The 15,099-nt window shown below is 66.4% G+C and carries 14 protein-coding genes; 7 read left to right on the top strand and 7 right to left on the bottom strand.

Going from position 1 to position 15,099, the window contains the following annotated elements; translation table 11 throughout:
* The first annotated feature begins 38 nt into the window (after positions 1-38).
* Positions 39-1,667: a TROVE domain-containing protein gene (locus tag AB0N05_RS01490; protein WP_364686004.1), complete on the top strand. Its 1,629-nt coding sequence runs from the start codon at positions 39-41 to the stop codon at positions 1,665-1,667.
* 109 nt (positions 1,668-1,776) lie between these two features.
* Here the strand turns inward: AB0N05_RS01490 and AB0N05_RS01495 are convergent, their stop codons facing one another.
* Together AB0N05_RS01495 and mca are read right to left on the bottom strand one after the other, a co-directional pair.
* A complete protein-coding gene (locus AB0N05_RS01495) occupies positions 1,777-2,058 on the bottom strand; it encodes a hypothetical protein (protein ID WP_364686007.1) in 282 nt (93 codons plus the stop codon).
* Entirely contained in the window at positions 2,055-2,936 is an 882-nt protein-coding gene (gene mca / locus AB0N05_RS01500; RefSeq protein WP_364687417.1) for a mycothiol conjugate amidase Mca, read from the bottom strand. The genes AB0N05_RS01495 and mca overlap by 4 nt, the downstream gene beginning before the upstream one ends.
* Before the next feature lie 153 nt (positions 2,937-3,089).
* Between mca and AB0N05_RS01505 the strand changes: the two genes are divergently transcribed.
* Both AB0N05_RS01505 and greA read left to right on the top strand, forming a co-directional pair.
* Positions 3,090-3,506, top strand: coding sequence for a DUF4307 domain-containing protein (locus AB0N05_RS01505; protein ID WP_364686010.1), 417 nt, complete (start codon positions 3,090-3,092; stop codon positions 3,504-3,506).
* Between the two features lie 244 nt (positions 3,507-3,750).
* A complete protein-coding gene (gene greA, locus AB0N05_RS01510; protein ID WP_364686013.1) occupies positions 3,751-4,242 on the top strand; it encodes a transcription elongation factor GreA in 492 nt (163 codons plus the stop codon).
* A 270-nt stretch (positions 4,243-4,512) separates the two neighbouring features.
* On the opposite strand, the gene AB0N05_RS01515 is transcribed toward greA, so the two are convergent.
* Entirely contained in the window at positions 4,513-5,658 is a 1,146-nt protein-coding gene (locus AB0N05_RS01515; protein ID WP_364686015.1) for a cystathionine gamma-synthase, read from the bottom strand.
* A gap of 209 nt (positions 5,659-5,867) precedes the next feature.
* On the opposite strand from AB0N05_RS01515, the gene AB0N05_RS01520 reads away from it, so the two are divergent.
* Complete coding sequence (locus AB0N05_RS01520) at positions 5,868-7,043, top strand: acyl-CoA dehydrogenase family protein (protein ID WP_364686018.1); 1,176 nt, start codon at positions 5,868-5,870, stop codon at positions 7,041-7,043.
* Positions 7,044-7,198: 155 nt separating this feature from the next.
* Complete coding sequence (locus AB0N05_RS01525; protein ID WP_364686021.1) at positions 7,199-7,543, top strand: DUF6401 family natural product biosynthesis protein; 345 nt, start codon at positions 7,199-7,201, stop codon at positions 7,541-7,543.
* A gap of 145 nt (positions 7,544-7,688) precedes the next feature.
* Here AB0N05_RS01525 and AB0N05_RS01530 read toward each other — a convergent pair whose 3' ends face one another.
* The 4 genes from AB0N05_RS01530 to AB0N05_RS01545 all read right to left on the bottom strand — a co-directional run bounded on the left by AB0N05_RS01530 (position 7,689) and on the right by AB0N05_RS01545 (position 12,919).
* On the bottom strand, positions 7,689-8,720 hold the full coding sequence (locus AB0N05_RS01530) for a hypothetical protein (protein WP_364686024.1): 1,032 nt from the start codon (positions 8,718-8,720) through the stop codon (positions 7,689-7,691).
* 137 nt (positions 8,721-8,857) lie between these two features.
* A complete protein-coding gene (locus AB0N05_RS01535) occupies positions 8,858-9,472 on the bottom strand; it encodes a transglycosylase SLT domain-containing protein (RefSeq protein ID WP_364686027.1) in 615 nt (204 codons plus the stop codon).
* A 691-nt stretch (positions 9,473-10,163) separates the two neighbouring features.
* Positions 10,164-11,282, bottom strand: a complete 1,119-nt coding sequence (locus tag AB0N05_RS01540) for an AbrB family transcriptional regulator (RefSeq protein ID WP_364686030.1) — start codon at positions 11,280-11,282, stop codon at positions 10,164-10,166.
* Between the two features lie 248 nt (positions 11,283-11,530).
* The gene (locus tag AB0N05_RS01545) at positions 11,531-12,919 is read right to left on the bottom strand and encodes a cystathionine beta-synthase (protein WP_364686033.1); all 1,389 of its coding nucleotides are present in this window, start codon (positions 12,917-12,919) and stop codon (positions 11,531-11,533) included.
* Between the two features lie 81 nt (positions 12,920-13,000).
* On the opposite strand from AB0N05_RS01545, the gene AB0N05_RS01550 reads away from it, so the two are divergent.
* Together AB0N05_RS01550 and AB0N05_RS01555 are read left to right on the top strand one after the other, a co-directional pair.
* The gene (locus tag AB0N05_RS01550; RefSeq protein ID WP_364686036.1) at positions 13,001-13,567 is read left to right on the top strand and encodes a hypothetical protein; all 567 of its coding nucleotides are present in this window, start codon (positions 13,001-13,003) and stop codon (positions 13,565-13,567) included.
* A gap of 185 nt (positions 13,568-13,752) precedes the next feature.
* Positions 13,753-14,973: an acetyl-CoA C-acetyltransferase gene (locus AB0N05_RS01555; RefSeq protein ID WP_364686039.1), complete on the top strand. Its 1,221-nt coding sequence runs from the start codon at positions 13,753-13,755 to the stop codon at positions 14,971-14,973.
* Positions 14,974-15,099 lie beyond the last annotated feature (126 nt).

The following is a 15,099-nucleotide window of genomic DNA, read 5'->3' on the forward strand; positions in this document are numbered from 1 at the left end:
GCCCTTGCCTCCCTCCGCAATATTTTGGGGGAATTCCCATGTCCAAGTTCAATATCGCCCGCCTGCGCGCATTCATCGCGCCCGCCTCTGCCACCGCTACCTCGCCGATTCGCGGCGAGCAGCGCCCGTCCGGCCGCACCCACGAGGGCGCGCCCGGCTACCGGCGCGCGGTGCAAGGTGAGCTGTTCCTGCTGGCGGTGTCGAACATGGTGGGAGAGAACACCTTCTACGAGTCCGGCGAGGAGCATGACGATCGCTACGCCACCCTCGTGCGCGAGGCCACCCGGACCGATCCGGAGTGGACCGCCCGCTTCCTGCAGTGGCTGCGTACCAGCGCGAATATGCGCAGCGCGGCCCTGGTGGGCGCGGCCGAGTTCACCAAGGCCCGACTGGAGGACGGCGCGGCCGGAATGTCCCGTCAGGCAATCGATTCCGTCCTGCGCCGTGCCGACGAGCCGGGCGAGCTCATCGCCTACTGGCACGCGAATTACGGTCGCGCCCTGCCGAAGCCGGTCAAGCGCGGTATCGCCGATGCCGTCCGCCGCCTGTACGACGAGCGCGCGCTCGCCAAGTGGGACAGCGCGGCTCGCGCCTACCGCTTCGGTGACGTGATCGACCTGACGCACCCCACCCCGGCACCCGAAAAGCCTTGGCAGGGAGCACTGTTCACGCACGCCCTGGATCGTCGCCACAATCGCGACAACCCGATCCCGGACGATCTGCTGGTCCTGCGCGCTCGGGCGGAGTTCCTGGCCGTCCCGATCTCGCAGCGGCGCGCCCTCTTCGACAATGCCGACCAGGCCCGCGACACCCTGCGGTCCGCAGGCATGACCTGGGAGGCCGTCGCAGGCTGGCTCCAGGGTCCGCTCGACGCCAAGGTGTGGGAGGCGCTCATCCCGTCCATGGGTTACATGGCCGTGCTGCGCAACCTCCGCAACTTCGACGAGGCCGGTGTCTCCGATGAGGTAGCGGCGGAAGTCGCTGCGCGCCTTGCCGATCCGGCACAGGTGGCCGCCTCCAAGCAGCTGCCCATGCGGTTCCTGTCGGCCTACCGGGCCGCGCCGTCACTGCGCTGGGGCCATGCCCTGGAGCAGGCGCTGACCCACTCGCTGGCGTCGGTGCCGGTGCTGTCCGGCCGCACCCTGGTGCTGGTCGACACCTCCGGCTCCATGGACTCCGGCTTCTCGCGGGATGGCACGCTGCACCGCTGGGACGCGGCCACCCTGTTCGGCCTCGCCCTCGCGGCGCGCTGCGAGCAGGCCGATGTCGTGTCCTTCTCGCAGGCCGGGCACTGGAATGGGCGCGACTACGCGGCCAGCCTGGTCTTCCCGCCGCGCAAGAACGAGCCGGTACTGCGTGCGGTCGAGCGCTGGAAGTCCGACGGCTTCTTCATCGGTGCGGGCACCGATACGGCGAGCGCGGTGCGCAAGCACTTCGCCGGTCACGACCGCGTCGTCATCCTCACCGATGAGCAGGCCACCGGCGGCGATGTCGGCAAGGCCGTCCCCGCCGCGGTTCCGCTCTACACCTGGAACCTGGCGGGCTACCAGCACGGCCACGCCCCCACCGGCCGCCGCAACCGCCACGCCTTCGGCGGCCTGACCGATGCGGCGTTCGCCATGATCCCGCTGATCGAGGCGGGCCAGAATGCCGAGTGGCCGTTCTGAATGACCTCGCCCGCTCCGAAAACCGAAGCGGGCGCGTCGGATTCGGGCACACGCCTGTAATGCACTGCGCCCCCGGTCCATACGGACCGGGGGCGCAGGTTGCTTGGCGTCAGGACTGTCCTGAGGACTCCGGTTTCGGAGCCTTCGGAGCGTCCTCGTCCTCGCGCTGGGTGATCCCGTGCTCGGTGCCCTCGTCGGCTTCCTGATCGGGTTCCGGGCTCTCCGGGGAGAACGTGGCGGGCAGACCCTTGATGTGCTTGTTCATATTGCGAACGAGCAGCACCGTGCCTGCCAGCAGGACCAGGATGATGACCAGGCCCAGAGGCGACGCCTTACCGAATTCGGGGCCGGTGGGCGAAGTCGGGCTCTGGGCGAGCAGGGTCAGGATCATCGGTCGGCGTCCTCGCTGTCGGCGTCGTCGATTCCCGCGAACAGATCGGTTTCCGGGATAGCGGTCTTGACCCGGGTCTTGGCCAGCTCGAACTCCTCGGTCGGCCACAGCTTCTGCTGTAGCTCGATCGGAATGGCGAAGAACGCGCCATTGGGGTCGATCTGGGTGGCGTGCGAGCGCAGCGCCTCGTCCCGCGCCGGGAAGTACTTGGCGCATTCGACCTGGGTGGTGACCCGGCCCATGATGTCGCCGCGCTCGGCCGCGTACTTGCGCATGCGGTCCATCCACTCCTGCATGGGGAACGGCTCACCGCGGCGCGCGTACTCGTCGGCGAAGATCTCCAGGCGGGCCAGGCTGAACCCGTGGTTGTAGTACAGCTTCAACGGCGTCCAGGGTTCGCCCGCGTCGGGGAAGCGCTCCGGATCGCCCGCGGCCTCGTATGCCTCGACCGAAACCTTGTGGCACATGATGTGATCCGGGTGCGGGTAGCCACCCATCTCGTCATAGGTGGTGATCACGTGCGGCTTGAATTCGCGCACGACCCGCACCAGCGCCTCGGTGGCCTCCTGCAGGGGCACCAGCGCGAAGCAGCCCTCGGGCAGCGGCGGCAGCGGATCACCTTCCGGCAGACCGGAATCCACGAATCCGAGCCAGGTCTGCCGCACCCCGAGCGCCTCGGCGGCGGCGGCCATTTCCTGGCGGCGCACCTCCGAGATGTTCTCCTTGATGCCCGGCGTATCCATCGCCGGATTCAGAATGTCGCCGCGTTCCCCGCCGGTCAGCGTGACGACCAGCACCTCATTACCTTCCGAGGCATAGCGTGCGGTTGTCGCCGCGCCCTTGCTGGATTCGTCGTCGGGGTGTGCGTGTACCGCCATGAGGCGAAGACCACTCACTACTCGTTCACCTCACCGATCACAGTCGTCACCTTGTCGCTATTCGCCGAGTCCAGGCAGGGGTGCAAATTTCTATTCCCTATAGTTCCATCCGATCGTTATTTGTTCCGACCTACCCCCCGGGAGCGTCCAGTCATGACGGAGAGACCGGCCGATCGCTATGGCATCCGGCCGTCGAAGAACCGCCGCTGGCTGCCGTTCGCGTTGGGCGCGGTGGTCATTCTGGCCGGGCTCGGGGTGGCGTTCATGGGCTACAAGACCTATGGGCCGAAGGACATCGAGCCTGATCGCCTGGGGTACACGGTGCTGGACGATTCGACCGTGAGCGTCGATTTCAAGGTCACCCGCAAGGATCCCAGCAAACCGGTCGTTTGCTTCATTCGCGCCATGGACGGCGATACCAATGAGGTCGGCCGTCGCGAGGTGCTCATCCCGCCATCCGATAGCGGCACGGTGCGACTCACAACCACGCTGCGGACCGTCGCCCGCGCGGGCGCCGGCAACATCTACGGATGCAGCGAGAAGGTCCCCGCCTATCTTCGCGCCGGGTGAAAAGTCCGATACATAACCCGCTTTGGTGCTTCTACCTGCATATTTGCGATTCGTGCTAAAATAGCTCGATACACGGTTCCGGACTTCGGAGCCGTGTTTGCTTGCATTGACGCCCCGAGCGGTCGGGAATCTCCCCCAGGACTGCTCCGGCCGTCCACTGTTGCTGTGCCCATCTTCGGGTGGAAGTAGCGGCAGGCATAGGGAATCCCGGCCTGCCGGGGACAACTACTAGGGAGTGATCGAGATGACTGAGAACGTGACCTGGCTGACACCGGAGTCGCACGAGAGGCTCACGAGCGAACTCGCCGCGCTCATCGCCAACCGTCCGGTCATCGCGGCCGAGATCAACGAGCGTCGCGAAGAAGGCGATCTCAAGGAGAACGGCGGCTACCACGCCGCCCGCGAGGAGCAGGGCCAGCAGGAAGCGCGCATCCGCCAGCTGCAGGAACTCCTCAATAATGCCAAGGTCGGCGTCGCGCCCACCAAGGCGGGCGTGGCCCTCCCCGGCTCCGTCGTCAAGGTCTACTACGACGGCGACGAGAACGACACCGAGACCTTCCTCATCGCCACCCGCGAAGAGGGCCTCAACGGCGGCGACCTCGAGACCTACTCCCCCGCCTCCCCGCTGGGCGGCGCCCTCATCGACGCCAAGGTCGGCGACACCCGCGAATACACCCTGCCCAACGGCAAGAGCATGAAGGTCACGCTGGTTTCCGCGCAGCCTTACCACAGCTGAAATAAGACTTTCGTGCTGCGCGGCCCCCGGTTCCCGACGAACCGGGGGCCGCAGTGCATTTACGCCGGTGAACGACGAAGCGCCGCACCGAATCCGGTGCGGCGCTTCGCTGTTCGTGGATCTGATCACCTGAATCAACGCGACAACTGATTTCGCGAGCTTCGGGGTAACTCCGGGGGTACCCCCAAAATCGGTGCCGCACCTAACCGCACCACGCGTCTACAACGGTGAACGGCTCTCAGCCGCGCGCTGAAGTTCGCGGGGAGGCGGTCAAGCCAGCGCTTGCTCGACATCTGCCAGGAGGTCGCCGATGTCTTCGATGCCGACCGAGAGGCGGACCAGGTCGGCGGGGACCTCGAGGGCGGAGCCCGCGGTGGAGGCGTGGGTCATGGCGCCCGGGTGCTCGATGAGCGATTCCACGCCGCCGAGGGATTCGGCGAGGGTGAAGATCTTGGTCTTGGCGCAGAAGTCCAGGGCCGCTTGCTTGCCGCCGTGCACGCGCACCGAGATCATGCCGCCGAAGCGGCGCATCTGCTTCTGGGCGACGGTGTGACCCGGGTGTTCGGGCAGGCCCGGGTAGATGACCTGGGCGATCTTCGGGTGGTTGGAGAGGAACTCGGCGAGGGTCTCGGCATTGTCGCAATGCCGATCCATCCGCAGGGCGAGGGTCTTGATGCCACGCATGGTGAGGAACGCGTCGGTCGGACCGGGCACCGCGCCCGCACCGTTCTGCAGGAACGCGAACTTGACGTCCAGCTCCTGATCATTGGTGATGAGCGCGCCACCGACCACGTCGGAGTGCCCGCCCAGGTACTTGGTGGTCGAGTGCAGCACGATATCCGCGCCCAGCAGCAGCGGCTGCTGCAGATACGGGGAAGCGAAGGTGTTGTCCACCACCAGCTTCGCGCCACCGGCGTGCGCGATCTCGGCGATCGCGGAGATATCGCCGATATTCAGCAGCGGATTGGTGGGCGTCTCGATCCACACCAACTTGGTATTGGGCCGCATGGCGGCGGCGATCGCATCGGTATCGGAGACGGCCGCCACCGAGTACTCGATCCCCCACTGCGTGAAGACCTTGTCGATCAGCCGGAAGGTCCCGCCGTACGCGTCATCCGGAATGACCAGGTGGTCGCCGGGACGCAGGTTGGCGCGCAGCGCACAGTCGGTGGCCGCCATACCGGAGGCGAATGCCCGCCCGTAGGTGCCCGATTCGATGGCCGCCAGATTGGCCTCGAGGGCCGTCCGGGTGGGGTTACCGGTGCGCGCGTACTCATACCCGCCGCGCATCCCGCCCACACCATCCTGGGCGAACGTCGAACTCGCATAGATCGGCACATTCACCGCACCGGTCTGAGGGTCCGGATCGAACCCGGCGTGCACCGCCCGCGTGGAGAAACCCAGCTGATCGCTCATGCAGACAGCCTAAGGACGCGCCCACAACGCCCCAGCCCCGGGGCCATCACGCACACCAAGATCAAGGAGTTCTGGTGGCGGAAATCCGTGCGATTCACCGCCGTGAGAGCTCCCTGATCTTGATAGCGAGCTGGCGCTCGGGGTATCGCGGCGAGTGGTGTGGCCGAGTTCGTGGTCCGGAGCTGGGCGGGCGTCCTAGGCTGGGCGGCATGGTCACCGTAGACGAGCTGTTCGCGATCGATTCCCTGCTGAGTGACGAGGAGCGTGCGATTCGAGACACCGTGCGCGCGTTCGCCGGGGAGCGGTTGCGGCCCAATGTTGCCGAGTGGTTCGAGGCGGGAACGTTCCCGGCGAGGGAGATGGCTCCGGAGCTGGGGAAGCTCGGGCTGTTGGGGATGCATCTGGAGGGGTACGGGTGCGCGGGGACTTCCGCGACCGCTTACGGGCTGGCGTGCCTGGAGTTGGAGGCCGTGGATTCCGGTGTGCGGAGCATGGTTTCGGTACAGGGGTCGCTCGCCATGACGGCGATTCACAAGTACGGGTCGGAGGAGCAGAAGCAGCGGTGGCTGCCGGAGATGGCGGCGGGCACGCTGATCGGGTGCTTCGGGCTGACCGAACCGGATTTCGGGTCGAATCCGGGTGGGATGCGGACGCGGGCCAAGCGGGATGGCGACGACTGGATCCTCGACGGGTCGAAGATGTGGATCACCAATGGGTCCGTCGCGGATGTGGCGATCGTGTGGGCACAGTCGCGGGAGGGTGAGCGTGATGTCATTCGCGGCTTCGTAGTCCCCACGGACACACCGGGTTTCAGCGCCCGGGAGATGCATCACAAGCTGTCGCTGCGGGCCTCGGTCACGGCCGAACTGTCCTTCGACGGTGTGCGACTGCCCGCCGACGCCATGCTTCCGGAGGCTCGCGGCCTCGCCGCTCCGCTCGGCTGCCTGTCCGAGGCGCGCTTCGGCATCGTGTTCGGCGCGCTCGGCGCGGCCCGCGATTGTCTTTCCGCCACAATCGATTACGCCCGCACTCGCGAGGTTTTCGACAAGCCCCTGGCCGGATATCAGCTCACCCAGGCCAAGCTGGCCGATATGGCCCTAGAACTCGGCAAGGGCCAGCTCCTGGCCGTGCACCTGGGCCGTTTGAAGGACCGCCACGAGATCAGCAATGAGCAGATCAGCGCGGGCAAACTCAATAGCACCCGCGAGGCCATCAAGATCGCCCGCGAATGCCGGACCATCCTGGGCGCCAATGGCATCACCCTCGAATACCCGGTCCTGCGCCACGCCAATAACCTGGAATCCGTCCTCACCTACGAGGGCACCGCGGAGGTCCACCAACTCGTCCTCGGCGAGGCCCTCACCGGTTCCAAAGCCTTCCGCTGAATCATCCCCACGCCGAGCGCGTCACCGCGATGGTCCGCCCTCGCGGTGACGCCGCTCAGCCACTGCCGCGAGGCACCGATCGAGGCACTTCCGGCGAAGTGCGCGATATCTCACAGCCGGGTCCGCGAATCGGCCCGAATTGCTAGCATGACCAGGTGTTTCTGCCCGGCTCCGCCCTGCTCGTCGTTTCGGCGCGTAAGACTTTGAACCGCCTGCAACGCACACACGGAGCCCCGGCACTGTTGGCGGTCAAGGAGTTTCCGGGTGTGGCCGCGGCGGTCGATCAGCATGCGGCCGCGGTCCGCGACATCCTCGATCTCGGCGTCGAGAACTCCAGCCAGGTCCCCGTCAGCGTCCTACTGGCCGGATACGCCCGAGGCCTCCTGGAAGATCTCCGCGAATCCGGTAACCCCATCCCGGACGCCCCCGAAGACTGGCAATCCGCCGACTGGATCCACCTCCGCCTGGCCGGAGTCTGCGCCCTCTCCCGCGCCACCTGATCCCCAGCAAGATCAAGGAGCACTGGCGGCGGAATCCACCTCGATTCCCCGCCACCAGAGCTCCCTGATCTTGTTCCAGCGCTGCCGAGGCAGACGAGCGGCCCGCGTGCTCATGCACACGGGCCGCTTCGAGATTCGACGCGGGCTAGATCATGCCCGGCTCATTGCCACGATCGGACTGCCAGTCGGACTGGCTGCCACCGCGATCGGGCATCTGACCGGGTTGACCCATCTGGCCGGGTTGACCGCCCTGACCGGCCTGACCGGGCATCTGACCGGCCTGACCGGGCATCTGCCCTGAGCCCGGGTAGCCACGCTGCTGGCCGTAGCCCTGTTGGCTGTAACCGGCGGGGCCGACGGGTTGTTCGGCCCATTTGCCCGGAGGCATGTGCTGGCCGCCCATGCCCTGGCTCATCATCGACCGCTGCTGCTCCATCATGGCGCGCTGGCGGGCGGCGTCTTCGCGGCCGCGCTGGAAGGCTTCGGCGTGGCCCTTCACTTCGGGCATTTCGCCTTCGATGGTTTCCAGCCAGCCTTCCCAGCGCTGTTGCATGGGACGGATGAGGCCGCCGCCGATGCCGACGATGAGGACACCGGCGATGGTGGCGAGGACGGTGATGAGGATGGGCATGGTGACCGAGGTACCCACGCCGATCTGGTTGAGCGCGGCGATAATGCCTATGCCCCAAATGAATACGGCCGCGATGCGACCCATCATGCGGCCGTAGGACAGGCCGCTGAGCATATTCGCGATCATGTCCATGACCACGCGGGCGATGGCCCCCGCAATGCAGACGATCACGATGGCGATGGCGAGCCGGGGCAGCCAGGCGACGATCCCATTGAGCATGGTGCTGATCGGGTTCGGGCCGAAGATGCCGAAGCCGAGTTGCAGGGCGAGCAGCAGGACCGCGTAATACGCCAGTTTCGCGATGATGCCGGTGGCGTCATAGCGGCTGCGGGCCAGCATATCCTTGATGCCGCCGCGCTCGACCAGGCGGTCGAAGCCGATCTGATTCAAGATCCGGGTGACCAGCCGGGCGACGATCTTCGCCACGATCCAGCCGATGACGAGGATGGCCAGGAAGCCGACGAACTTCGGCACGAACGTGGCGATGGAACTCCAGGCATTCGAGAGGCCCGTCTGGATATCGATAGCCAAACTCGAGGTGTGCATGTAACCCCAACCCTTCGCTATCCGTTCCGACCGAGTTGCCGGAACTTGCTCCAAGGGCGGTTATACCCCCTACGCGAACACCCGAATTGGCAGTTTGCGAAAAAGTTGCCAATTCGAGTGCTCAGGGTTCGCTGGGATCAGTACGCGCTATTGACGTTGTCCATCGAGCCGTACCGGTGGGCGGCGTAGTTGCAGGCCGCCACGATGTTCGCGACCGGATCCCACACGTCGAACGAGGTGCCTTCGACGTGGTAGGCGTTGAAGGTCGGGTCGATCACCTGGAGCAGGCCCTTGGACGGGATGCCCATGGCCGCATTCGAGTCGTACAGGTTGATCGCCTGCGGGTTGCCACTGGACTCCCGCAGCACGTTCTTGAGGATGCCCTCATAGGTGCCGGGGATGTTATTGGCGGCCATGATGTCGAGGGCCTGACGGATCCAGCCGTCGAGGTTGTTCGCGTACACCGGCGGGGCGGGCGGCGCGACGGGCAGCGGAGCCGGCATGGGGGCCGGGGCCGGAACGGCGGGCTGCTGCTCATTGGCGGGCGCGACCGGCGCGACGGCGGGAGCCGCCGCGGCGAGGGTGGCCTTCAGTGCGACGGGGCGCACATCGCTGGACGCGTGTCCGGCGGCGGTGATGATGGACCCGAACACGCCGAGGGCGAGAGCGGCGGTGCCGACCGTGCGGGTGGCAGCGGCCACCTTGCTACGTCTGGCAGGGTCACGCAGTGCAGTCAGGGCATTCGTGGGCATGGCGAATTTGGATTCCTGTTCGGTTTCGGGCTCGCAGGCCTGAAGAAGGCAGCGCTGAACACGCGTGCGCCAATCGGCGCTCACCTGTCGCGCTAGGGCTGTTGTGCGTTGCTGTTGTGGGACCCGTTACGGGCCAAAGGAACTCGACGCTCTCGAGGAGGCCAGCGGAGACGTTCGCGGCTAGCTGGGCCGCAGAGCCTCATCGCACCGAAGTGGTGACACGTTCCGCATGTCGGTTCACGTCTCCTTGCGTCGTCCAGACCTGGGGTCTGTTTCCTACAAGGTCACAGCTTGATTGCGCTTAGTTAACACAGCCTGAACCAAAGGTGAACAGAAAGCGAACCGCCTTGTCGGGCAACTGCGGTACCTGCATTAATACAAGCACTGACCAGGCGATTCAATTCGAAACACAAAGTGTTTCAGATCACAGAGAAATTTAGCCTGCATATTGCGATATACCCGGAATGGCCGTTTTTTCGGCGTTTCGCGTTACCGAAGCGACCATCCGGCAACCACGATCATGATCATTGTGCCCGGTCCGTAATAGGGCGGTGATGTGCAGGCGCCCAAGAGCGCGCCCATCGCGGTCCGCTCAGCATCTGGAAGGTCGGCCGGACGCTGGGACCGCGCCTGAGGCGGCCTGAGGCGGCCGTACGAGCGCCCGGAGCCGTAACCCAGCGCGCTATCCCGCTCATGCCGGGACCGGCTCGGGCTCCGGCACCTTGAAGCGGCGCAGGGATCGCATTAGCAGGGGCAGCATCAGCATCATGAGGAGCAGGCGGATGGTCTGCACGCTGGTGATCAAGGGCAGGTTCGCGTTCATCTTGTCGGCGGTGGCCAGCACGGCATTGATGCCACCGGGTGTGGTGGCCAGGTAGAGATCCGACATCTCCAGATCGACGAAGTAGGCCAGGCCCAGGGCGAGCGCGGCGACCAGTCCGGACAGGGCGAGCACGGCGGCCGTCATGCCGGGGAGCATGCGGGCCATCTCGGTCACCACCTCGCGGGTGAAGCGGGTGCCGACCTCGAATCCGATGAGCACGAACAGCAGATCCTTGAACAGATGCGTGGGCGCGTAACCGTGGCTGATGCCCGCGGCGGTCAGCACGGCGGTGATCAGCATGGGTCCCAGCAGCGCGGCATTGGGCAGGCCGAGACGACGCCCGCCCCAGATTCCTATGACGCACAACACGATCGCGGTGGAGATGCCCGCGACCTGATCGCCGCGGCCCACGATCATCCACCACGGCAGCGACGGATCGGTGACCGAACCACCGAGAGACGCTGAGCTGTAAGGGATTCCCTCTTCATCGTCCAGCATGGCCGCGATGGCGGGTGCGCTCAGCGCGACCAGCGCGACCCGCAGGTATTGCATGAAGGCCACCCGCCGCGGATCGGCGTCGAGTTCATCGGCGGCCGAGACCACCGCGGCCGAGCCCCCGGCCAGCAGGCCCAGCGTCGCGGTCGGCACATCCACTTTGGCGGCCCGCGCGAAAACCAATGCCACGGCCACACTCACCACAATGGTCGCCGCGGTGACCGCCAGCACCGGCAGTAGATCCAGCCCGATCGAAGTCAGCAGTGACACCTGGAGATAACTGCCCATCAGCACACCCAGCAGCGCCTGCACGGCGGTACCGACCTGTCGCGGAAGGGGTTTCGGAAGCCGCCCGGCCATGGCCAGGCCCGCACCGACCACAATGGCGAGAATCATTTGCGGGGCCGGGAATCCCATGCGATCCAGCAGCGTCGCACCGCCGAGCACCGCGGCCGACAGCGCCACCCAGGTGAGGGCCTGTCTCAGGTTCATACAAGACAATCTTGCTCGCCAAGCGTGAACAGACAGTAACGGTGCAGTTATCTGGACATCCGGGACTTGTGTGATCTCCGATGCAGAAGCGAATCCCCAAGGCAGAGGCCACAAATCACAGGCGGGTAATTCGACCGTCCGCTACGTCACAGTCGATCCGGGCGCTCGGGCAAACAGCCGACAAACGCAGACCGCCCGCCGGGACCGAAAGATCGGTCCGGGCAGGCGGTTTGGCGAAGCGGTGATGCCTAGGCGATCACACCGGTGCTCAGGAAGCCCAGCAGATCGTGGCGGGTGATGACGCCGACCGGCTTGCCATCCTCGACAACCATGAGGGCGTCGGTGCTTTCGAGCAGCTTGGTGGCCGCCGAGACCGGCTCGCCCGCACCGATCAGCGGGAAGCCCGGGCTCATGTGCTTGGAGACCGGGTCGGTCAGCTTGGCGCGGCCCTCGAAAACGGCCGAGAGCAGATCGCGCTCGGTCACGCTGCCCGCGACCTCGCCCGCCATGACCGGCGGTTCCGCGCCGACGACCGGCATCTGCGAAACGCCGTACTCGCGCAGGATCTCGATGGCGTCGCGCAGGGTCTCCTGCGGGTGGGTGTGCACCAGGTCGGGCAGCTCACCCGACTTGCCGCGCAACACATCTCCGACATGGACCTCATCGGTGGAGCCGTCCAGGCGCGAACGCAGGAAGCCGTAGGAGCTCATCCACTGATCGTTGAAGATCTTGGACAGGTAGCCGCGGCCACCGTCCGGCAGCAGCACGACCACCACGGCATCCGGATCGCGCTCGGCGACCTTGAGCGCGGCCACCATGGCCATACCGCAGGAGCCGCCGACCAGCAGGCCCTCCTCGCGGGCCAGGCGACGGGTCATCTCGAAGGAGTCCGCATCGGAGACCGCGATGATCTCGTCCGGGATGGCCGGGTCGTAGGCGGACGGCCAGAAGTCCTCGCCGACACCCTCGACCAGGTACGGGCGGCCGGTGCCGCCGGAGTAGACCGAGCCCTCCGGATCCGCGCCGATGACCTTCACCTTGCCGCCGGAAATCTCCTTGAGATAGCGGCCGGTGCCGGTGATGGTGCCGCCGGTGCCGACGCCCGCCACGAAATGCGTGACCTTGCCGTCGGTGTCGCGCCAGATCTCCGGGCCGGTGGTCTCGTAATGCGATTCCGGGCCGCCCGGGTTGGAGTACTGGTTCGGCTTCCACGCGCCGTCGATCTCGCGCACCAGGCGGTCGGACACGTTGTAGTAGCTGTCCGGGTCCTCGGGCGCGACCGCGGTCGGGCACACCACGACCTCGGCGCCGTAGGCGCGCAACACGTTCCGCTTGTCCTCGCTGACCTTGTCCGGGCAGACGAACACGCACTTGTAGCCGCGCTGCTGCGCGACCAGGGCCAGACCCACACCGGTATTACCGGAGGTCGGCTCGACAATGGTGCCGCCCGGCTTCAATAGCCCGGCCTCTTCGGCGGCGTCGATCATCTTGACGGCGATGCGGTCCTTCGAGCTGCCGCCCGGATTCAGGTACTCGACCTTCGCCGCGACCAGTCCCGAGTTCGGACCCACCACGGAGTTCAATCGAACGAGCGGGGTGTTTCCGATCAGATCGACGACATGGTTAGCGATGCGCATACCCCTCATCGTTGCAGAAAGGAGATGCGGGCTTACGCGCACGTCGGAGATATCGCGGTCGCGGGAAATTACCCTGGCCGCATGACGACGCCGAGCAGGGTGCGCGCCGCTGTGCTGCTGGGGTGCCTGGGCACCGTGAGCGGGCTGGCGATTCCGGCCCCGGCACAGGCCCGCACCGTCGAATTCCCGCAGGTGCCGGCCGTGTTCCGGGAAGGCATCTGCGGAACCAATATCCGAGTCTGGGCCGACACCGACCCGCAGTGGGCGGGCCGGGCCATCTTCAATGTGCGGGCACTGCCCATTGTCGGGATCGGTCCAGGAGAGTGGAGTTTCGCGCCGGTCTGCGAAACGGTGACCACCGTCGCCTGGCGCAACCTCACTACCGGCGCGGTCGGCGAATACCGGGTCAATGTCGAGGCCGGGCTCTACGGCAGCCTCCAATACGCCCAATACCAGGACACCGGCCCGGGCCGCATCGATGTCACCGCGTACACCGACACCATCAATATCCCCCAGCACGGCTCCTTCGACGTCCCAGCACAAGCCGCCCCTCCCCCGGCAGCCGTCGCTCCCCCACCAGCGTCCACCCCGCCGGACGCGCTCGCCCCCGGTCTGGAACCCGCCCCGGATCCTGAAGACAGCGAGTAGAAGCCCGAGCGCTCTCCCCTTTCCTCCCCCGTGCCCCGCTGCCGACCAGGCAGCGGGCACGAGAGCTCCGAGAGTGAGGGTTATCCCACAGTTCAGTCACTGAGATACCGGCATACCGGATGTTTGGGCTCGGACACACTCGTCGTAAATTCGAAGAGGTTCACCCCTGCGCTTAAGGAGTCCTCATGGCTGAGGCCGTAATCGTTTCGTACGCCCGCTCACCGATCGGCCGCGCCGGAAAGGGCTCGCTTGTGAGCATGCGGCCGGACGATCTGGCGGCTCAGATGGTCCGCGCGGCACTGGACAAGGTGCCCGCGCTGGATCCCCGTCTGGTCGACGACCTGATGCTGGGCAATGGTCAGCCCGCCGGTGAAGGCGGCTTCAATATGGCACGCGCGGTCGCCGTGCAGCTCGGCTACGACTTCATGCCGGGCGTCACCCTCAACCGCTACTGCTCGTCCTCGCTGCAGACCACCCGGATGGCCTTCCACGCCATCAAGGCCGGTGAAGGCGATGTCTTCATTTCCGCTGGCGTCGAGACTGTTTCGCGTTTCCCGAAGGGCACCGCCGACGGCTGGCCGGACACCCACAACGCCGTGTTCGCCGACGCCGAGGCCCGCACCGCCAAGCGCGCCGAGGGCGGCGCGGATGTGTGGACCGACCCGCGCGAGGCAGGCATCCTGCCCGACGTCTACATCTCCATGGGCCAGACCGCCGAGAACGTCGCCCAGTTCACCGGCATCTCCCGCGAGGACCAGGACCACTGGGGCGTGCGCTCGCAGAACCGCGCGGAAGAGGCCATCAAGTCCGGCTTCTTCGAGCGGGAGATCACCCCGGTCACCCTGCCCGACGGCACCATCGTCACCACCGACGACGGCCCGCGCGCCGGCACCACCTACGAGAAGATCTCGCAGCTGAAGCCGGTCTTCCGCCCGGACGGCACCATCACCGCCGGTAACGCCTGTCCGCTGAACGACGGCGCCGCCGCGCTCGTCGTCATGAGCGACACCAAGGCCAAGGAGCTGGGCCTGACCCCGCTGGCGCGCATCGTGTCCACCGGCGTCTCCGGCCTGTCCCCCGAGGTCATGGGCCTGGGCCCGATCGAGGCGGTCAAGAAGGCGCTCGGCAACGCGAACATGGCGATCGGCGACCTCGATCTGTACGAGATCAACGAAGCCTTCGCCGTTCAGGTGCTGGGTTCGGCCCGTGCCCTGGGCATGGACGAGGACAAGCTGAACATTTCGGGCGGCGCGATCGCGCTGGGCCACCCGTTCGGCATGACCGGTGCCCGCATCACCGCCACCCTGATCAACAACCTCCAGACTCAGGACAAGCAGTTCGGCCTGGAGACCATGTGCGTCGGCGGCGGCCAGGGCATGGCCATGGTCATCGAGCGCCTCAGCTGAGACGCTCGCCCCTTCGGGGCTGAGATATAGGGGGTCCGCCCCCGGACCCCAAGCGAAACGGCCGCCCGACCTAACAGGTCGGGCGGCCGCCTTCGTTATTACCTATCAGGTAATCGACTTCACTAC

The organism is Nocardia sp. NPDC051030, assembly GCF_040683015.1.
Lineage (GTDB): Bacteria > Actinomycetota > Actinomycetes > Mycobacteriales > Mycobacteriaceae > Nocardia.